We start from the raw sequence: 20,620 nt of genomic DNA on the forward strand, positions 1-20,620 counted from the left end.
TGAATAAAGTTAATTTATTTCCGCAATTTCGGATCGAGTGCATCTCTTAATCCATCCCCAAACACATTAAAAGCGAACATTGTAAGTGAGATGAGAAAAGCAGGGAAAAATAATTGATAGAAATTCCCGATTAAAATACTTCCAAGTGCATCATTCGCCATCGTCCCCCAACTTGCCTGTGGAGCAGGAATTCCAAGGCCTAAAAAGCTTAGTGTCGCTTCTGCAAAAATCGCAGTTGGAACGGTTAATGTTACGTTTACTAAAATTGGGCCCATCGTATTTGGAATCATATGTCTACTCAAAATCCATGAGGTTTTCGCCCCCATCGCATTTGCGGCTTGAACATATTCATATTCCTTCAGTTGGAGTACTTGCCCTCGGACAAGTCTTGCCATCGGTATCCATCCAGTTATAGACATCGCAATAATAATCGCCCAGATTCCTCTTTCTAGGACGATCATGACTAAAATAACCATTAATAAGTATGGAATGGCATAGAGCACTTCCGCAATTCTCATCATAATGTTATCCGTTCTGCCACCACGAATACCGGAAATTCCTCCATAAATAATCCCAGCTACAAAATCAATTAGAGCAGCCATTAGCCCAATAAATAAAGAGATCCTAGCACCATACCATGCTCGTGTAAACAAATCTCGTCCAGATGCATCTGTCCCAAACCAATGTTCCGCATTCGGTCGGAGGTTTTTCTTTGTAAAGTCCTGCTCATAGTAGGTGTATCCATTTAAATAAGGTCCGATAATCGCCAGGATTCCAATAATAATGATGATGATGAGCCCAAGCAACGCTAATTTGTTTTCCTTTAACCGATTCCATACATCCCTCCAAAAGGAAATGCTAGGTCTTGCAATTTTTTCTGCTTCCGCAAATTTCTGCTCGACAGGTGCAAACATGTCTTCTGTAAGATCTGATCGATTTTTCATTTGCTCTCCCCCGTTACTTTAATTCTTGGATCAATCCACGTATAGGCGATATCGACAATAAGAATAAAAAGAATGAGGATGGCTGAATAGAAAATCGTCGAACCGAGAATAACCGGGTAATCTCGATTAAAAATACTCGTTACAAACATTTCTCCCATACCCGGGATACCAAATATTTTTTCAATAATAAAGCTCCCTGTTACAATATTGGCGATTAAAATTCCAACAATTGTAACAACCGGCATAATCGCATTTCGAATAGCATGCTTTAATATGATTGTACCTTTCTTAAGGCCTTTCGCTTTTGCCGTTAATATATAGTCCTGACTCATCACCTCAAGCATGCTTGACCTCATTAACCTTGCGATAAAGGCCATTGGCATCATCGCAAGTGACAGGCTTGGCAGCACCGTATGAGACCAAGATTTCCAAGTTGCAACTGGGAACCAACGCCATTCAACTGCTAAATAATTGATGAGAAAGGTTGCCAGAATAAAGTTTGGTACAGAAATCCCAATGATTGCAAGAATCATAGATGAGTAATCAGGCCATCGATTGCGATAAAGAGCCGCAATAATTCCAAATAGTAATCCAAGTGGAATTGCAATCAGTAGGGCCTGTGTTCCTAAATGCAGGGAAACAGGGAAACCATTCACGATTAGGTCATTCACTGTCAAGGTGGAAGATTTATAAGAAGGACCAAAGTCAAACTGTAAAATAGAAAGTAAATAAAGACCATATTGGACGTACAATGGTTTGTCCAAATTATAATAGCTTTGAAGATTATTATAGACCGCCGCAGGCATTGTTCCTTCTTGGGCAAATGGGTTTCCTGGAATACTATGCATTAATATGAATGTTAGAGTAATAATCACCCAAAGGGTTACAACTGCAAGGACAATTCGCTTTCCAATATACTTAAGCATGTTATCCCCCTTATTTAATGGATCATCTATTAAAAACCGCCACATCCTATGGCAAACATAGTCTTAAGCCATCATATACAAGTAAAAATCGGGTATGCTGGATTCCAGCATACCTCGATTAGCTAGTTACCTAGTTTTTAATATCTGCATAAATGAACTGTGGATAACTATTAATTGGTGTGTAGACGCCTGTTACATGTGGTTTCACAGTAAACGGTTTTGTATAGAAATAAACAGGGATAACTGGCATTTCATCCATTAAGATTTTTTCAGCGTCATGCATTGCCTTCATACGATCATCTTGGTTCATAGTCGTTTTCGCTAAGTTAACTAGCTTGTCGTACTCTGCATTGCCCCAGTTCGCATCATTATATGGTCCGTCTGTTACCCATAGATCCATAAATGTCATTGGATCTACATAGTCACCAACCCAACCTGCTCTGGAAATTTCATAATCACCCGCTTTTTCTCGGTCAAGCTTAACCTGGAACTCAACGTTCTCTAATGTAATTTCGACACCGAGATTTTTACGCCACATTTCCTGAACAGCCTCAGCAATCATCTTATGACTATCAGACGTGTTATAAGTTAATGTTACGGCAGGAAACTTATCAAGACCCTCTTCAGCCAATCCTTCTTCCATTAATTTTTTCGCTTCTTCTATATTAGCTTCGAACAATTTGCCAGTATTTTCTTGGAAATCACCAGAAACATCAGGTATTCCTGGCGGTACGATAGAATATGCAGCTTGTTGACCACCCTGAGCAACATGCTCTACAATCGTTTCACGGTCAATTGCCATTGATAATGCTTTTCGAATCTTTTCATTATTAAATGGCTCCTTCTCGTTGTTTAAATTGTAGTAATAAACAGCAAGGTCTGTTCCAATTTCGAACTCAGGGTTTTTCTGATCCTTTAATTGACCAATAACATCCTGTGGTAATGGATAAACTAAATCCAATTCACCCGATTGGTACATTTGCCATGATGTATTCTCATCATCGATTATAACGAATTGGACTTCGTCTAAATTGATTTTGTCTTTATCATAATAGTTTTCGTTCTTTGCAAGCTTCATGCTTTCTTTATGCTTCCACTCAGTCAATTTAAAAGCACCATTTGATACATAGGAATCTGCTTCCTGGTACCATTCTGCATTTGCTTCCTGAACAGCCTTATTAATTGGATAATACGTGTAGAAAGATGTTAAATCTAAGAAATATGGAGTTGGTTGTGCTAGCTTTACCTCTAAAGTTGTATCATCAACTGCTTTTACACCAACTGCAGCTTCAAGTGCAGCTAGATCAGCACCCTCTTCTGCTGAGTTATATGCTTCTCCACCCTCTAAATAATAGAGTTGATATGCATATGTAGACGCTGTTTTTGGGTTTAGTGCGTATTTCCATGCATATTCAAAGTCATGAGCAGTAACAGGATCCCCATTCGACCATTTTGCATCACTACGAAGCTTAAATGTCCATTTTAATCCATCCTCACTTGGCTCCCATGATTCAGCCATTCCCGCTACGATTTCTCCTTCAGGAGTCTTCTTTGTTAACCCTTCAAATGCATGCTCAAGAATCCATGAGTCATGTGTTCCTTGTGCCGTCCCAGGGTGCAATGAACCAGGTTCTTCATTATTATTTAGGCGAAGAATCTTTGGTCCAGATGCTTCCTGATCATCCTCTTTTCCTTCCTCATTAGGAGTTGTTGGTTTTTCAGTTTCATTTGATGTCGTTTCTCCACTAAAACAACCAGATAAAGCTAAAAAGATAGAAAGTAATAATATCAATCCCACTGAAAGCTTTCTTTTCAAACAGTTGACCCCCTATACTATTTTTTTTGAAACCATTTCGATTTCTACATTAAATCTATAGATAAAAACGTGAAAATATTACTTTAGACGTAAATTTCTTTTTTATTTAAGTGATAGGTACTAGTTTTTCTTTCATACTTTAATACAACGACCTTTTAACCTGGTAAATTCTGAAGGCAGAAATTTGGTAATGCTTTACCTATAATCTAGTAGTTTGGTACACTTAAGTTACTAGTGAGAATATGGAGTGAATACATATGAATCGGATTGAAATAACTGAGGTTTTACGAACGGTACCACTTTTTAAAGAATTAACAAGTAATGAATTAAATGAGATAGTAAACATTGCCCAATACCGCCAATATAAAAAGGGTACACATGTTTTTATGCAGGATGATCCTTTAGAAAATGTTTATTTTATCTTTAAAGGTAAAGTAAAAATATATAAAAATGATATAAGTGGAAAAGAACAAATTGTAACCTTCCAAAAGGATGGGGATATGTTCCCTCATGTTGGTTTTTTCCGAAAAGGAAACTATCCCGCTTATGCGCATACGATGGAGGATACAAAGGCAGTCGTTATTTCCATCTCCCATTTTGAAAATGTGCTCTTACAGCATCCACAGGTCTGTATCAAGCTTTTTAAGGTGATGGGTGAAAAAATAGTAGACCTTCAAAATAGATTAGAAGCACAAATTTTAAATAATACATATGAGCAAATTATTAAGCTTATATTACGCCTAAGTAATACCGACGGTCAGAAAATGAAAGATGGAAAAATTATGATTACTACACAATTCACAAATAAGGATTTAGCCAATATGATCGGAACAACCCGCGAAACAGTAAGTAGGACCTTAACAAAATTGAAGAAAAAAGATATCGTGGTAGTAGATGAAAAAAATAATATCATTGTTGACCCAGAAAGTTTAGAGGAAGAACTGTTTATATAAAATCTAAAAAGAACTGAGCTTCGTGTGCTCAGTTCTTTTTTATGCCCAAAATAAAAACATTTTGATAAGAAATGAATATAGTATCAGTAGATAATACGGTCTAGGAGGAGAACCAAAGTGAAAGATGATAAGAGTGATAAACCGATTAAAAAATATGAAAATGAATCATTCGGACCACTCATGAAATCAATGAATGACTTCTTTACTCAGCAACCCGTTAAACGTCTGCTTGATACCATTGATGAATTCTTTGAACAACCATTCCCTTTCTCAACCATTCCTATTGATATGTATGAAACAGAGACAGAACTTATTATTTCTGCAGATCTGCCAGGAGTCAAAAAAGAACAAATCGATATTGAGTACTCGGAAAAATATATTACGATCACTGTCAATCATGTTGAGGAAACCGAAGAAACCAATGAGAAAAAAAACTATTATGTAAAAAAACATTCCTATAACAAAGCGAGTCGGGCGATCGCATTACCCTATCCGATTCCTATAAATCAAATTAAAGCATCCTACGTAAATGGTGTGTTAAAAATTCGCGTCCCAAAACAAAGAAAACGAAAAATTTTGATTGATGAGAGCATGTGAAATAATCATGCTCTTTTTTACATACTTTCCATAGAAGATTAGCATGATATGGCTAGGAGGTGTAATCTTGGAGGAGAAGCCTGGTAATCAAAACTTACCTGATTTTAAAGAACTGAATGACAGGTTTATTGCAGAAGCAAGTGATGAGCCAATTCTTGTAATTAAAACGAATCTAGATCCAAAAAATGCAACCGAGGATAACCCGTATTATAAAGAATCTAAATCAAATGAAGAGGAATTCACCTCTTTTTTCGAAGAATCCTGATAATGAAATGGTGATCAATCATGGACAAAACACTAGGGTATTTAATTGAATCAATTTCAAACTATGGCGATGAAAATAAATTAAGTCGTGCCATCCTAACAAAAATGATGAATAACCAATACACTTCCGAAGAAGCATTGGTTAGGGATTTGGATGAAGAAGAAATCGAATTTTTAAATAAGGTACTACCTGATGAAATCAATTATGCAATGGATGAAAAAGATTTTAAGCGTGTACAACAACTGAATGAAGTGTATGAATTGCTATAGAAAAGGTGAGTTAGATGGTAAAAGGATTTAGTACGAAGCAATACTCAGATACAAACGTCGAAGAAGTTAAACGTCTCAATGCGAATTCCGGATTATCCTATAATGAAGCATTACAACTTTTAGCGAAACAATATAATGAACAAAAGAACAAGAATTAATCTATGTAAAAAGAAAGCTGAAATCCTTAGACAGCTTTCTTTTTATTTAGCTATCAAATGCGCCTTGGCGTTTTTGCGCCCTTTTTTTTCGGGCCCTGCTCGAAAAGACACCTGTGAAAATCGCATTCTCCGCCGGAGGCTTTAACTTTATTCAGCCCCAGCTGAATAAAGTTATACCTTAAATGTTTTCGTTAGTCCTTTTACGATTGAATTAACTTGGTTTACCGCTCCTACCATTTGACCTGCAGTATCCATCATTTTATTGATATCATAGGTTCCATCCTTTTTCTTAAATTGATTGAGGATGCTCGCTCCTCCTTTTTGCTGCGTCTGCCCCAGCCCAATTGGATATGGAGTTTGGTTTGGTGTTTGATACCCATATGATGAATATCCAGGATAACTATTCATATTATACTGCATGTAGGAAGGAGGATAGTATTGATTCCATTGGGATTGATGCCCTCCACCATAAAATTGTTGATAGGTTGGCTGCCCATAATAAGGCCACGAAAAACCATAAGGTTTGACAGCTTTGTTCCTTCGATAATATTGATCCATGTGGAACAAACCTCCTGTGATGTTCTTTTTCTATAGATTATGTAAAAGTTGGGTTAGGTGTTCAGATAAAGTGAAACTTCAAACAGTGGGGATTTTTTTATCCCCACTGTTTGTTAGTTGAGGCCCACATGAGGTGGGTCACAAAGACGTTGCAACAGGAAGTGGCGGTTTTAGTCTTTGTTCATATGATCGGGCTTTTACGGGAAGTTTTCCCACCAAAACCCCTTTATTTTCGTGAACTTTGAAGTGGGGTTACTGCCCGTTAATGAGGGACAAAAAAGATACCATTTATGTAAGGGTATCTTTTAACAAAAGGTTTTTTATTCAGATGTTGTTACCTTCTCAAGGATATTTTCAAGGACGTACTGGATTGATTCATACATATTTTTAAATCGTTTTACTTTTGTATCCTGGTAAAAGCTCTGGATAGAGATATGTTGGATATTTTCATGGGTTGCATCAATCTGATTAGGATGTAGGTTTTTAGGAAATTCTTGTTTGATCCAGAAAATCGCCAAATTTCTCCAGCTATCTGCTATTGCCATCGTGTCGTCCACAAACGGCTTTACTTCTTTGTAAAAGTCCGCAACATATGATTCACTATTCTTAACTTCCTCTAATCGTTTAATGGACTGATCACAGAGATCCTTTAGCATATTTGTCTTCGCGAGTAGTTCCGTATACATTCTTTCACCTCAACATCTATCATATCGCTTTAATAGCTTAATGTTAAGTGATAAGAATGCTCCTTTTCAGTTTCCGCTGCTTGTTCAGCTTTTTGATTGCGATACGCCTTACGTAAAATGATGAGCTCATTTTCAAGCTGCTTCATCTGATTAATATTTTGATTCCCTTCTTCCTGTATACGCGTACCCACCTCTATCTGGATTTGCATATCAATCTTGTTTAAATTAAAAAGCAATTGATCAATATCCTCAAGAACATGTACTTTCGTCTTAAGTTCATCCTTCCACATATCCATCCTCCTAAACGGTCTTTTTTAGATATTTCTATGCAAGATTTTTTCTTCCTGCACGCTTGACAAAACTAGTTTCCTTTCGCCAAAGAAAGTGGAATTCCCCCATTACTCTTCTCCTTTTTCGACAACACTTTCATACTTTTTAGAATGGTATTTGAGAGAAATGCTCACACTACTAGTAGGAGGTGAAGATTCCATGGCAAAAAAGGATAAAAAGAAAAATAAACAAGAACGTAATGAAGAGACAGCTCCTGGTTATGGAAATAAAAAACTTGAAGGACCTAATCGACCATCAACATAATATACATACAAAGGCTGAAAAGTTCAGCCTTTGTTTTTTTGTAATAATTCCTCTATTAAAATCCCCGCCTGCAATTGCGTTTGCTTTTTAAAATACCAATTTGTTAGCTCAAATGGCTCACAAGGATCGACTTCGTTAAACCACTTTTCTTTTCTTTTTCCTTTATACCAATCGGCAGTTTTATCTTTATTGTGGTTAATAATTGGATAAGTCGTGCGTAAAAATGGGGTAGTCCGAAATTTCCTTTCCGCAACATATCGTTCATAATCAAATCTTGATCCAGTATGCTCAACTTTGTTTGAAAATCTGAGAAAAAAATCATAATAACCGTTCTGAAATAACAGGAAGGCTAGCTTTTTACCAAGTTCAATTCTTTCATCAAGCTTTGTAAAATGCTGAACAGAAAAACCGAATAATCTTCCTTCAAGTGTTGGAAAAATAACTGAACTAAAGTGTAAAAAATCTTGGAGATTATAAAAAAAACGTTGAAAAACCCTTTTCCGATAAAAAGGATGCTCGATCACAGGTTTTTGGATGATGTTTTGTTCATTGATGATTTGAGTGGTTACTAAACGATTTCCTTCTCGATGCCTCCAGTAATACTCCCATTCTATTTCAATAAATCTGGAAACCGAAAACATTTTTAGCATATGAAAGAATGGTTTTCCTAGATGCTTTGAATATTCGTATACTAAGAGCTGTGGATAGGCATCGGAAAAAATTAGCCAGTTCGCCCGTTCATATGTATGGAACAGAACTATTCTTTCCTTTTTGCTTAGGATTTTAGGGAACCACTCTCCTTCAAGATCCGTCATATTCCAGCCAGCATTCCGTGAAACCATACTTGCTAAGAAGGACCATCTAATCTCATTATTTCGTCGATAGAAGTTTGCATAGCTTTTGGTACGTGAAATATTATCAAGATTTCCTTTTTCTGTTATAGACTTAATTTCATCATAAAGTTCTTTTTCCTCTATTGTGAATTGGATTTCCCGGTTTCGGCGTTCATTTACCATTTTTTCTATTTTTTCAATCTCGCTCATACATGCACACCTCTTCATTCATAGTGTAACCATTCATACAGTCCGCACGCCCTCAAAAGTATATTTTCTGGCGAATAGTATGTTATAGTGAAAGGAAATTCTGTAGACCATTACCCAACTGTTAAAAATTCATTAAACTATTTAGCCGATATTTTTGGTATAATAGTTGTCTTAAGGGGGATGGGAGTATGGAGTTTCGTTATCCGAATGGAAAAGTATATAAGCCCCAGCAAGTAAAAAACAAGCCATATCTTAAGCAAAGAATATATGGGAATCGCGGGATGACATTAGAAGAGGATCTTAATGAAACGAATCACTTTTATTTGGAGCAGGAAATTGCCGTTATTCATAAAAAACCAACACCTGTACAAATCGTAAATGTAGATTACCCAAAAAGAAGTGCTGCCGTTATAAAGGAAGCCTATTTTAAACAAGCATCGACTACGGACTATAATGGTATATACAAAGGCCGATATATTGATTTTGAAGCGAAGGAAACGAAAAACAAAACCTCCTTCCCGCTCCAAAATTTTCACGAGCACCAAATTAAACATATGTCCGATTGTTTAAAGCAGGAAGGAATCTGCTTTGTGATCCTACGCTTTTCAACAGTAGATGAAATTTATTTACTTGAAGCACAACATCTCTTAACCTTTTGGGAACGAAAAAATAAGGATGGCAGGAAATCAATTACGAAGCAAGAAATCGAAACGTTCGGCCATCAAATAGTGATTGGCTATCGTCCGAGAATTGATTATATTAATGTTATTGACAAACTCTATTTTTAACTAATGAGTTTAGCTACTAAGCTAGTAATGAAACCTTTCCTTACTGAAATACGTCTTATAGTAGGAAAGCATTTGAAAGGCAGGAAACAAGTATGTCTGAAAAATATCAATCACGAGAAGATCGTCGACATGCAACTCAACAGAAGAAAAAACGCAAAAAATCAAAGGGCTCGCTATTTAAACGAATCTTATTAGTTATTCTATTAATTGGAATTATCGGTATGGTAGCTGGTGCTACTACATTTTTCGTAATGGCAAGTGGTGCCCCAAAATTGGATGAATCCCTACTGAAGGACCCACTTTCATCAAAGGTTTATGACATGAATGGTAACAAAATTTATGAATTCGGGGCGGAAAAACGAACCTATGTCCCTTTGAATCAAATACCCGAGGACTTAAAAAATGCTGTACTAGCAGTAGAGGATGCTCGTTTTTATGAACATCATGGTCTAGATATTATTCGTCTTGGTGGTGCCGTGGTCGCTAATATCACTGAAGGATTTGGTTCTGAAGGAGCAAGTACCATTTCACAACAGGTTATTAAGAATTCCTTTTTCGAACAGGGACAGAAAAAGCTCACAAGAAAAGCCCAGGAGCTATGGCTTGCATTTCAATTAGAACGTAAATATTCAAAAGATGAAATTCTTGAAATGTATTTAAACAAAATATACTATGGTGTCGGTAACACTTATGGCGTTGCGAAGGCAGCCGAATTATATTTTGGTAAACCACTGGATGAGCTCGAGCTTCACGAAGCTGCATTTATTGCAGGCAGTGGGCAAAACCCAGGTATTCACAATCCTTTTGTTAACCCAGAAAGAGCTGAAAAGCGTAGGAATGTCGTGTTAACTCTTATGGTTAGACATGAATTCATCACAAAAGAACAAGCAGATGCTGCTAAAAAGATTCCATTAGAATCATCAATTGTGGAATCACAAGAACAATCCCAACCGATTGATTCTTTCATGGATCAAGTTAAATTAGAACTAAAAGAACATAGTGATATTGATGTGTACAACGCAGGGGTGAAAATTTATACAACCTTTGATCCTGAGGCACAAGCACATGTCGATTCATTATTAGCGAATGAAAATCCTGATATTCAATTTCCGGATGACCAATTTCAAGCGGGAATTGCTGTCGTAGATACAAAAACAGGTGAAATTAGAGCTTTAGGCGGAGGAAGAAATCAAGCACAGAATACTCGCAGAAACTTTGCGCTTGAATCCGATAACCAACCTGGTTCAACAATTAAGCCAATTTTAGACTATGGCCCTGCGATTGAATATTTAAAATGGTCAACCTACCATCAAATTAAAGATGAGCCATATACCTATTCGGATAAAAGGCCAATTAACAATCATGACAGAAAATTTATGGGACAAATTACAGCAAGAGTTGCTTTAGCCCATTCAAGGAACATTCCAGCACTCAAGGCATTCCAAGAGGTTGGAGTAACAAAAGCAATGGAATTTGCCAACGGGCTTGGTATTACATTTGATAATAGAATTAATGAAGCATATTCCATTGGTGGAATGTCAGAAGGCATCTCCCCTCTTCAAATGGCTGGTGCCTACGCAACATTCGGTAACCAAGGAAATTATATTAAACCACATGCGGTGAATAAAATTGTCTTTCCGGATAATCGTGAAGTTGTTCTTGCACCAGAGCCTGAAACAGCCATGTCTGAAGCAACTGCTTTTATGATTACAGACATGCTAAAATCCGTAATGGACTTTGGTTCCGGACGAAGATATGATGTTTCTGGATTGCAAATTGCTGGTAAAACGGGTACAACGAACTACACCGCAACAGAGATTAAAGACTTTAAGATTCCTTCTGGTGGTGTTCCAGATATATGGTTCAGTGGCTACACACCAAGCTATTCGGTTGCCATTTGGACTGGTTATAATAGTAACAAACAACCAGTTATGCCTGCTGAGCAAAGCTTAGCGCTAAAATTGTTCAGAGACATCATTACCAATCTTTCTGAAGGAAAAGAAGCAGAGGATTTCGCAATGCCTAAGACAGTCGTTAAAGTTGGTGTTGAGAAAGGATCGAATCCTGCGAAGCTTGCAAGCGAATTTACACCAAAAGATGAAATTATCTATGAGTATTTCATAAAAGGTACCGAGCCGACTGAGGTGTCTGATAAATACGACAAGCTAAATCCGCCATCAAACCTAGATGTGATGTATGACCAAGTATCAAATCAAATCAATTTAACTTGGGCTTATGCAGAAGGTGAGATTGAAGGTAATAGCTTTGAGGTTAGTGTTTCAATTGACGAAGGTCCTGGAAAAGTCCTAACAACAACGAAAGAATTAACCTTTACGGTTCCTGAGGCGATTCCAGGAGCTATCTATAAATTCACGGTATCTGCAGTGAATGATAAAAATCCTGAAAAACGCAGTGATGCGGCAACAAATACAATTGAAGTTCCAGAACCACCAGAAGAAGAAATTGAAATTCCACTCCCTCCAGTTAATCCAGGTAACGGGAATGGGAATGGGAATGGAAATGGTGGCGAAAACGGCGGAAATCCTGGCGGAGAAGGTGAAGGTGATGGAAATGGAGAAGGTGTTGTACCAAGCTTCCCTCCTCTCCCACCTAGTAACGGAGACCGAGAATAGGAACAAAAAATAACGCACAGATTTTGTGCGTTATTTTTTATTCTTAAGTATTTTCATTTTGGCATAAAGCTTTAATGATTCGTGATAAAGTTCATTTAATTGAACGAATGAGTGATATTGATTCGGCTTTTTTATAATAAATGAAAGACGCTCAACAAGATTAATCGGTTTATTTTCAAGGTCTTTTAGGCCTTCCTGAAGCATTTTTTTATCCGGATTCCTCTTTCCATTTATTAAAAATAAAAAGGTCAAAAACTCATTAATTGCTTCATCCATTGGGTCCACTATCGCTGCTTTATCTCTACTTCGGAAAAGATCCATTAAATTTTCTTTTCTCGCATCCCATTTTTCCGTAATATCAGAAATGATTTTTTCATTATCCAACCTTTTCTTTCCCCTTCATACGCTTTGTCCCCTCTCGACATACCTCTAAGAGTGGACAAATTTCACACTGTGGATTTTGAGCCTTACAGTGGTATCTGCCGAAAAAGATCATCCGATGATGGGTTGCAGACCATTCTTCCTTGGGAACCTTGTTCATTAAGGTCTTTTCGACCTCTAGAACAGAATCCTTCCATCTACAAAATCCAAGTCTTTTGCTGACTCTTTCTACATGGGTATCAACTGCAATCGCAGGTACACCAAATGCAACTGAGACTACAACATTGGCCGTTTTTCTTCCTACCCCAGGGAATTTTGTTAATTCGTCACGGTCTTGTGGTAGAATACCTCCATAGTCTTCGATTAACATTTGACATAAGTTACGAATATTTTTTGCCTTATTTCGATAAAGACCGATTGAGCGAATATCATTTTGAAGCTCTTCAAGAGAAACAGCTAAATAATCCTCAGGGGTTCTGTATTTTTCAAAAAGGGATGCCGTTACTTTATTTACCAATACGTCTGTACATTGGGCAGATAATGCAACAGCAATCACCAGCTCAAACGGATTCTTATGGTTTAACTCACAATGGGCATCAGGGAACATCTCCCCCATTGTGTCGAGACAAAAACGTATTTGTTGTTTGTTTAGCATTATTTATCACTCCTAATCAAATACGCCTTGGCGTATTTGCGCCCGATTTTTTTCGAACTTGCTCGAAAAGCTACCTTTGAAAAATCGTGGCATCCGCCGGAGGCTTAACTTTATTCAGCAGAGTTTTAACCCCTGCTGAATAGAGTTAACTTTCTAACCAATTATAAAACGGAATTGTTCGTTTATAATTTCCTTGCTGAGCTTGCTCCGTTTGTTTGTGCTTATTTTGATATTGACGAAACTTTTGTGAATGGTTTTGGGCTTGTTCAATCGTACGGATGCCATTCTTTTTCCATTCAAATAGAATTCGATCTATATATCTGAAATTAAGCTTTCCAGACATGACAGCTTCACGTAGGGCTGCTTTTATGATGGATGAATCGTGGTGGTCTTGGTCGAGCCACATCGCTAATGATTCACATTCGAAAGGTGAGAGTGGTCGTCCAAACTCCTGTTCAAAAATGCTATATAAATCCTTTTCTTGTTGCTTCTCTAGTTCCTTTTCTTCGTTCATGTTTTGTTGAACGAGATGTTGGAGCATTTTTTCCCATAATGGTCGTATTGAGTATTTTTCGTAGATGACGCGATTTTCATCGTTTCCTTCATTTATTTCTAAATATCCACGCTGAATAAGCTGACGTAGGATTTCCATGCATTTTTCTTCAGTAATTGTCATGCGATTTGAGATTTCAATTGGTGTAGGAAAGAAATTTCCACTGTCCATAAAGGTTAATATATGGAATAGGACCATCATTTCCTCTTCGTTTAACTGTAGATGTCGATACGAAGACATTAACATTTTCGGAATTGAAATACTGCCTTGTTCGAATAAATCAACTAATTTATCCAATTTCATGTATAAACACCTCTTCATAACCTAGTATACCATGAGACCTAAGAGTAGGGCTAAGAAAGAAATATTTGGTTTAACCATCAAATGATACTTTATTCAATGGCGGTTTTTACTTCCCGTTAATGCGAGACAAATGAAAGAGACCCTCCTTTTAGGAAGGTCCCTTAACATTGTTTATTATGGATATAGACGGTTTAGTAGACGTGGGAATGGAATTGATTCACGCACATGTTCAACCCCGCTAATCCATGCTACTGTTCTTTCTAGGCCTAATCCAAAGCCTGAATGTGGAACTGAACCGTATTTACTTAGTTCTAAATACCACTCATAAGCACCACTATTTAATCCGTGTGCTTCAAGTTGTTGTTTCATAAGGTCATAATCATGAATTCTCTCAGAACCACCAATGATTTCACCATAACCTTCAGGAGCAATTAAATCAGCACATAAAACAACATCATCACGATCAGGTGCTGGCTGCATATAGAAAGGTTTTATCCCTTTTGGATAATTTGTAATAAATACTGGCTTATCATAGCTTTCAGCAATAGCCGTTTCATGTGGAGCACCAAAATCATCTCCCCACTTAATATCGTCAAAGCCTTTTTCATGTAAAAACTCAATTGCATCATCATAAGAAATGCGTGGGAATGGTGCCTTTATATTTTCAAGCTTCGATACATCTCGACCCAATGTTTTTAATTCTAATTGACAATTTTTCAAGACAGACTGCACAATGTGAGAAACATATTCCTCTTGTACTTTTAAGCTTTCTTCATGCTCTGTGAAAGCCATTTCCGGCTCAATCATCCAGAATTCAATTAAATGACGTCTAGTTTTTGATTTTTCAGCACGGAATGTTGGACCAAAGGAGAACACTTTTCCTAAAGCCATAGCTGCTGCTTCCATGTATAGCTGACCACTTTGAGACAGGTAAGCATCTTCATCAAAGTATTTTGTAGCAAAAAGCTCAGTTGTTCCTTCAGGTGCACTTCCAGTTAAAATTGGTGGATCAACCTTTACAAATCCATGGTCATTGAAAAATTCGTATGTTGAACGAATGATTTCATTACGGATTTTCATTACTGCGTGCTGTCTCTTAGAGCGAAGCCATAAATGGCGATGGTCCATTAAAAACTCCGTTCCATGCTCTTTTGGTGTTATTGGATAATCCACAGCCTCATGAATAACTTCAATATTAGTGACCGTAAGCTCATAGCCAAACGGTGATCTTTCATCTTCTCTAACAACACCCGTTACGTAAAGAGAAGTTTCTTGTGTAATTGACTTTGCTTTCAGGAAAACATCTTCATCCACTTCTGCTTTTACAACGACACCTTGGATAAAGCCTGTCCCATCACGAAGCTGTAAAAAGGCAATCTTTCCGCTTGAGCGTTTATTCGCTAACCAAGCACCGATTGTAACCTCTTCACCGACATATTTATTAACCTCTGAAATAGTTGTTTTCACAATTGTCCCTCCAAAACCGTAAAACCTTATGTATAAATAAAATACCATTTTTATTATACATTTCTTATCATAACGAAGCAAGAAATACCATAGGGACGGCCCGTTTGGTTTTTTAAAGTTCCAAATCGAATCGTCCCCTTTTTTCCTAATGCTACATTTTTTCTTCTACAAATTTATGAATACGTTTGATCGCTTCTTCTAATAGGTCTAATGATGTTGCATAAGATAAACGCATATTTTCTGGTGCACCAAAGCCTGACCCAGGAACTACGGCAACGAGTGCTTCCTCTAATAATGCTTTGGCAAACTCATCGACGTTCTCATATCCAGTCAATTCAGCACATTTTTTAGCATTCGGAAATAGATAGAATGCCCCTTGTGGCTTAATACATGAAATTCCAGGTATGCTAACTAATTTATCATAAATCACATCTAAACGCTCTTCAAATGCCTGTCTCATTGTTTCAACCGGCTCTTGATTACCTTCATAAGCAGCTAGGGCTGCATATTGTGCAATTGAAGTTGGATTTGAAATACTATGACTAGAAAGGTCAGTCATACTTTTGATAATTTCCTGTGGTCCTGCTGCATAACCGATTCTCCAACCTGTCATTGAATGTGATTTAGAAAGTCCATTGATGATGATCGTTTTCGCCTTTACTTCTTCACTAACCTGTGCAATTGATGTATGTGTAGTTCCAAAATACACGAGCTTTTCATAAATTTCATCTGAAACGATCCAAATATTATGCTTCACACATAATTCACCAATAGCCTGTAGTTCTTCTTTCGAATAAAGCATACCAGTTGGGTTACTTGGTGAATTTAATATTAAGGCAACTGTTTTATTTGTAATCGCGGCTTCAAGCTGGTCGACAGTCACTTTGAAATTATTTTCTTCTTTACCCTCTACATATACTGGTACACCTTCTGCAAGCTTAACTTGCTCAGGATAGCTTACCCAGTAAGGAGTTGGAATAACAACTTCATCGTCTTTATTCAGGAGCACCTGAAACAATGCATATAACACAAACTTTGCACCAGAACCAACAATCACTTCATTAGGCTTATATTCTACTTGCTGATCATTTAAAAGCTTTTTACAAATTGCTTGTTTTAAAGCAGGTAATCCAGCTGAAGGAGTGTATTTCGTATGTCCTTCTTTCATTGCTTTTATGGCTGCTTCAATTATATAATCAGGTGTGTTAAAATCTGGTTCACCTGCTCCAAGTCCAATTACATCATGACCCGCTGCTTTCAATTCTTTTGCTTTTGCTGTTATAGCTAGTGTTGAAGAAGGTGTTAAGTCTGCTACTCTGTTTGCTAACTTCATGGTATTCCCTCCACGTATTATGGTTTGATTGAATCTCGATATTTACCATTTTCAAAATACAATTTATGGTAGGTTAAACGATTGTCTCTACCAATATAAATAATCTCCCATATCGGGATATTATCTTCAAGTCCAAGTTTAACGGAACGAATTTCTTGCGGGTCACGCTCACTTTTGATAATAGCAAGAGCATCTTTTTCTGTAATACCATCACGTTCAAAGCGTGTTACTATTTCCCCTTTTTTCTGCGGGACCCAAGCAATCATTTTATCACCTTCATCGTTTTTTCCGATGACAACTTGATATGCTTTTGTTCCAAAATATGTATAACTATCTTCAATTGTTTCAATCGGAGTCTTCTCAAGCGCTATTTCGTTTCCTATTGCTTCAGCATTGTCCAGAGGCTCAAGAGCCGATTGATAAATATTAACTCCCCTCCAAATAATAAAAACAAGGAGGACGACGAGTATCCCAATTATCCATTTTTTCATATATTATCCACTACTTTACGTACGATAAATTGTAAAAACGCACTTTTTTTGATCGTCTCGATCAAGTGCAAGACCAAACATGAGATCTTCATGCTTTAATGTACGATTTAATAAATCAACAATTTTATATAAATCTGGAGTATTTTGAATTTTAACAGTCGATAGAACTTCTATCTTACTTTCCAAGAAAGAGCTCTCCCTTCATTCATCACAAATTTTACTACTTATACGATTTCTCGCATACGGCAACAATAGTAGTACTACAACATTACAGTTGAAGTTGTCTTACATTATGTTGCCTTACATCATTATAACAGGTGTATTACCATTCACAATAGACTTTTGATGAAAAATTAAACTCCTAATCCCATGCCTTAACCTGTCATTTGACAGGTCCTTTTTTTAATAAAAAATCGCTCTACAGCCTTTCCTCTACATGCTCTAAAAGTTCGCTAAGTGGTTTGTGGAAAAATTTCATTTTTGGAACTGATGTTAGAAACTTTTTTCCATACCCTGTTGTTACGATTCGACGATCCAAAATAAAAATAACTCCTTTATCCTTTTCAGATCGAATTAGCCTACCAACGCCTTGTTTAAAACGAATAATTGCTTCCGGTAACGAAAGATCACTAAAGGCGTTTCCTCCTTTTTCTTCAATCTCCTTAGCTCGGACAGCGAAAATAGGATCATTTGGTGGAGTAAAAGGTAGTCTGACAATAACAAGTGCGGTTAAATCCTCACCTGGAATATCAACACCCTCCCAAAAACTGCTCGTTCCAAGAAGAATCGACTTATCAAACGCTTGAAAATTCTTCGTTAATTTTGCCCGACTGCCACCACTTATACTCTGCGCAATTAATACAAATTGTTCGAGTTGAACCGTATTTTTTAAATTCATATATGTTTTTTGCAGCATTTCATAAGAGGTAAATAGTACAAGCATTCGTCCATTCGTTTTATTCGCAATTTGAGTAATATGAGCTGAAATGGAATCAACAAATTTATCCTGGGAAACTGAATTGATTAGTGGTACATCTGTTGGCACCATCAATGCTGCTTGACGCTCAAAATCAAATGGTGACGGAATCGATAATGTAATAGGGTGAAAATCATTTAAGCCAAGCTTTTCAACCATATAGGTAAATGAATCATCAACCGTTAACGTTGCAGAAGTCATAATTACGCTTTTTTTATGAGCAAAAAATTTGTCGGCTAATAAATCTGAGATTTCTGTCGGCTCTGCATAGAGGGTTGCTGAATTGACAGGTCCTTTTGGATCAATTTCAATCCAAGTCATTTGATTCTTTTTGTCCCCTATTATCCTTTCAATAATGGTACACTTTTCCACTAATAAATCGACGCTCAATATATAATCATTGAATAAACCAATTTGTAATGGAGTTAACAAGGACTTATTTTGGATCATGAGTTCCTTTTGATATTGAACTTTATTTACAAGTTCTTTTATTAAAATGCTAAGCTTTGTGAGTTGCTCATTCCCTTCCTGCCAGTGTTCACCAGATTCATGCCCGGAATTAAGGATATATTGTATTCGATTCTTTTCATTTTCTTCTGATTGCTGCATTAAGACATGACTGCGTATCATTCGAAAAAAATCATTAACTGATGCTCTTATATCCTTGATGAGTTGATTTACATTCAAAAAAGAATCAGTATCGAAACCATTTTTTTTCATAAGTTTCGATGATTTTGCCAACAAGTCATTTGTCTCAAGCAGTCCAATTCTCATGAGTACTGAATGAATTGATAAATAATGTATATGAAAGCCCACCTGTCGTTTAGCTAGAGCTTCGAAGTGATGTGCTTCATCCAGGATTAAATAATTATACGATGGGAGAATTTCAAAGTGATTGTCTAAATCATGTAATAGTAAAGCATGATTTGTAATCACGATATCAGCTTTTTCAGCCGTTTTCTTTGCATTTTGATAAAAACATTTTGTTTCCCAAATTGAGTCTTCAAATCCAGGAGTTTCAACAGTACATTTCACTCGTTCCCATAAAAGCTTACCACCTGATGGTAAATTAATTTCGTCAATATCCCCTGTTTCTGTTTCAGTTAACCAGACTAATATTTGTGCCTTTGTTAACACTTCATCATAATTATCCGTATTCTCGTAAAGAATTTGTTCAAACTTTCTTAAAGAAAGGTAATTCCCGCTTCCTTTTAAAAGCGCAACTTTAAAATCAAACGAAAGGATTTCTCTCATTTTTGCCATATCTTTTTCTAATAGCTGATGTTGAAGTTGAAGAGTATTCGTACTAATCATGCAGCGACCTTTCACTTTGGAAATATAAATCGCTGGCAGCAAATATGCGATTGATTTTCCTATCCCAGTCCCAGCTTCAATCATTGCATGCTGATTTGTTTCCAATGCATGCTGTATAGTCTGCACCATTTCTAGCTGTCCTTGACGAAACGGAAAATCGTGTATTACTGAGTGAAAAATCTCTGTATATATATTGCTTTTTTGTTTTGGTTTATCGTTTTGTTTGGTTCTCTTATGAAGTGCAAGACCACGGTATATCTCAAATTTTTTATCCTTTTCCACATGATTTAATTTTTCGTCTAAAATCTCACTTAAAATTTCACGAATATCACTTTTGAGATAAGTCGATAGGGAGTATAGCTTTTGAACCGTAACAAGTGGTAGTCCCTCTATTTTATGAAGAATTTTCAAGAGAATTTCAGCTGTTACTTCAGCATCACTATCGGCTTGATGAGGATTTTCATGGGTTAATGAAAGGGATTCCGCAAGCTGTCCTAGTTTATAGCTATCTGCTAAAGGAAGCATTATTCTAGATAGTTCAACCGTATCTATGGTAAGACAATTAAAATTTTCAAAGCCACATTGTGCTAATTCTTCCTGTAAAAACGAGTAATCGAAGGGGACATTATGAGCAACAAAATAGGAATCCTGAAACATTGAAATAATTTCAGGTGCAACTATTGAAAAATCAGGAGCATTCGCAACAACTTCATTAGAAATTCCAGTAAATTGCTCGATAAAAACAGGTATGTCTTGTTTCGGATTGACGAAGGTCGCAAATCTTTCAATGATTTCTCCATCTTCAATCACGACTGCTGCAAACTGTATGATCTTATCGCCCTTTTTTGGAGAGTTCCCGGTTGTTTCTAGATCTACTATGACAAAGCGTTTATTCATTGGTGCCACCTCCTAACACA

22 protein-coding genes are annotated in these 20,620 nt (G+C 36.8%); 7 read left to right on the top strand and 15 right to left on the bottom strand.

All coding sequences use genetic code 11. The features are described from left to right. Nucleotides 1–14: 14 nt before the first annotated feature. The 3 genes from V7097_RS10160 to V7097_RS10170 all read right to left on the bottom strand — a co-directional run bounded on the left by V7097_RS10160 (nt 15) and on the right by V7097_RS10170 (nt 3,686). A complete protein-coding gene (locus V7097_RS10160) occupies nt 15–944 on the bottom strand; it encodes an ABC transporter permease (protein ID WP_335703495.1) in 930 nt (309 codons plus the stop codon). Continuing rightward, complete coding sequence (locus tag V7097_RS10165; protein ID WP_335703496.1) at nt 941–1,870, bottom strand: ABC transporter permease; 930 nt, start codon at nt 1,868–1,870, stop codon at nt 941–943. The genes V7097_RS10160 and V7097_RS10165 overlap by 4 nt, the downstream gene beginning before the upstream one ends. A gap of 130 nt (nt 1,871–2,000) precedes the next feature. After that, entirely contained in the window at nt 2,001–3,686 is a 1,686-nt protein-coding gene (locus tag V7097_RS10170; RefSeq protein WP_335703497.1) for a peptide ABC transporter substrate-binding protein, read from the bottom strand. 257 nt (nt 3,687–3,943) lie between these two features. On the opposite strand from V7097_RS10170, the gene V7097_RS10175 reads away from it, so the two are divergent. From V7097_RS10175 to V7097_RS10195, 5 genes are all read left to right on the top strand, one after another. Continuing rightward, nucleotides 3,944–4,639, top strand: coding sequence for a Crp/Fnr family transcriptional regulator (locus V7097_RS10175; RefSeq protein ID WP_335703498.1), 696 nt, complete (start codon nt 3,944–3,946; stop codon nt 4,637–4,639). 117 nt (nt 4,640–4,756) lie between these two features. Beyond that, on the top strand, nt 4,757–5,236 hold the full coding sequence (locus V7097_RS10180) for an Hsp20/alpha crystallin family protein (protein WP_335703499.1): 480 nt from the start codon (nt 4,757–4,759) through the stop codon (nt 5,234–5,236). A 43-nt stretch (nt 5,237–5,279) separates the two neighbouring features. Further along, nucleotides 5,280–5,501 (top strand): hypothetical protein, encoded by a 222-nt coding sequence (locus V7097_RS10185; protein WP_335703500.1) that lies wholly within the window; start codon nt 5,280–5,282, stop codon nt 5,499–5,501. Nucleotides 5,502–5,521: 20 nt separating this feature from the next. After that, on the top strand, nt 5,522–5,770 hold the full coding sequence (locus V7097_RS10190) for a sporulation protein (RefSeq protein WP_335703501.1): 249 nt from the start codon (nt 5,522–5,524) through the stop codon (nt 5,768–5,770). A gap of 14 nt (nt 5,771–5,784) precedes the next feature. Beyond that, on the top strand, nt 5,785–5,928 hold the full coding sequence (locus tag V7097_RS10195; RefSeq protein ID WP_335703502.1) for a hypothetical protein: 144 nt from the start codon (nt 5,785–5,787) through the stop codon (nt 5,926–5,928). 171 nt (nt 5,929–6,099) lie between these two features. On the opposite strand, the gene V7097_RS10200 is transcribed toward V7097_RS10195, so the two are convergent. The 4 genes from V7097_RS10200 to V7097_RS10215 form a co-directional block, all read right to left on the bottom strand. Continuing rightward, entirely contained in the window at nt 6,100–6,486 is a 387-nt protein-coding gene (locus V7097_RS10200; RefSeq protein ID WP_335703503.1) for a YppG family protein, read from the bottom strand. Between the two features lie 320 nt (nt 6,487–6,806). After that, entirely contained in the window at nt 6,807–7,172 is a 366-nt protein-coding gene (locus V7097_RS10205) for a YppE family protein (RefSeq protein WP_335703504.1), read from the bottom strand. Nucleotides 7,173–7,201: 29 nt separating this feature from the next. After that, nucleotides 7,202–7,462 carry a hypothetical protein gene (locus V7097_RS10210; RefSeq protein ID WP_335703505.1) on the bottom strand — a complete coding sequence of 87 codons (261 nt, stop codon included), beginning with the start codon at nt 7,460–7,462 and terminating at the stop codon, nt 7,202–7,204. A gap of 327 nt (nt 7,463–7,789) precedes the next feature. Further along, on the bottom strand, nt 7,790–8,809 hold the full coding sequence (locus V7097_RS10215; RefSeq protein ID WP_335703506.1) for a DUF2515 domain-containing protein: 1,020 nt from the start codon (nt 8,807–8,809) through the stop codon (nt 7,790–7,792). 188 nt (nt 8,810–8,997) lie between these two features. Here V7097_RS10215 and recU point away from each other — a divergent pair, with 188 nt between their 5' ends. Continuing rightward, a complete protein-coding gene (gene recU / locus V7097_RS10220) occupies nt 8,998–9,597 on the top strand; it encodes a Holliday junction resolvase RecU (RefSeq protein ID WP_335703507.1) in 600 nt (199 codons plus the stop codon). A 92-nt stretch (nt 9,598–9,689) separates the two neighbouring features. Then, nucleotides 9,690–12,230, top strand: a complete 2,541-nt coding sequence (locus V7097_RS10225; protein ID WP_335703508.1) for a PBP1A family penicillin-binding protein — start codon at nt 9,690–9,692, stop codon at nt 12,228–12,230. A gap of 30 nt (nt 12,231–12,260) precedes the next feature. Here V7097_RS10225 and V7097_RS10230 read toward each other — a convergent pair whose 3' ends face one another. From V7097_RS10230 to dinG, 8 genes are all read right to left on the bottom strand, one after another. Further along, nucleotides 12,261–12,614 carry a YpoC family protein gene (locus V7097_RS10230; RefSeq protein WP_335703509.1) on the bottom strand — a complete coding sequence of 118 codons (354 nt, stop codon included), beginning with the start codon at nt 12,612–12,614 and terminating at the stop codon, nt 12,261–12,263. Then, a complete protein-coding gene (nth, locus tag V7097_RS10235) occupies nt 12,607–13,266 on the bottom strand; it encodes an endonuclease III (RefSeq protein ID WP_335703510.1) in 660 nt (219 codons plus the stop codon). Before nth ends, V7097_RS10230 begins: the two co-directional genes overlap by 8 nt. 145 nt (nt 13,267–13,411) lie before the next feature. Next, nucleotides 13,412–14,122, bottom strand: a complete 711-nt coding sequence (locus tag V7097_RS10240) for a DnaD domain-containing protein (protein ID WP_335703511.1) — start codon at nt 14,120–14,122, stop codon at nt 13,412–13,414. A 174-nt stretch (nt 14,123–14,296) separates the two neighbouring features. Beyond that, on the bottom strand, nt 14,297–15,589 hold the full coding sequence (gene asnS / locus V7097_RS10245; protein ID WP_335703512.1) for an asparagine--tRNA ligase: 1,293 nt from the start codon (nt 15,587–15,589) through the stop codon (nt 14,297–14,299). Nucleotides 15,590–15,740: 151 nt separating this feature from the next. Beyond that, on the bottom strand, nt 15,741–16,922 hold the full coding sequence (locus V7097_RS10250; protein WP_335703513.1) for a pyridoxal phosphate-dependent aminotransferase: 1,182 nt from the start codon (nt 16,920–16,922) through the stop codon (nt 15,741–15,743). A gap of 17 nt (nt 16,923–16,939) precedes the next feature. Next, a complete protein-coding gene (locus tag V7097_RS10255) occupies nt 16,940–17,413 on the bottom strand; it encodes a cell wall elongation regulator TseB-like domain-containing protein (RefSeq protein ID WP_335703514.1) in 474 nt (157 codons plus the stop codon). A gap of 15 nt (nt 17,414–17,428) precedes the next feature. After that, on the bottom strand, nt 17,429–17,599 hold the full coding sequence (locus V7097_RS10260; RefSeq protein WP_136377970.1) for a YpmA family protein: 171 nt from the start codon (nt 17,597–17,599) through the stop codon (nt 17,429–17,431). Between the two features lie 232 nt (nt 17,600–17,831). After that, nucleotides 17,832–20,600 (bottom strand): ATP-dependent DNA helicase DinG, encoded by a 2,769-nt coding sequence (gene dinG / locus V7097_RS10265; RefSeq protein ID WP_335703515.1) that lies wholly within the window; start codon nt 20,598–20,600, stop codon nt 17,832–17,834. Nucleotides 20,601–20,620: the final 20 nt, after the last annotated feature.

The sequence above is a fragment of the Bacillus sp. JJ1562 genome (assembly GCF_036962705.1).
Lineage (GTDB): Bacteria > Bacillota > Bacilli > Bacillales > Bacillaceae_L > Ferdinandcohnia.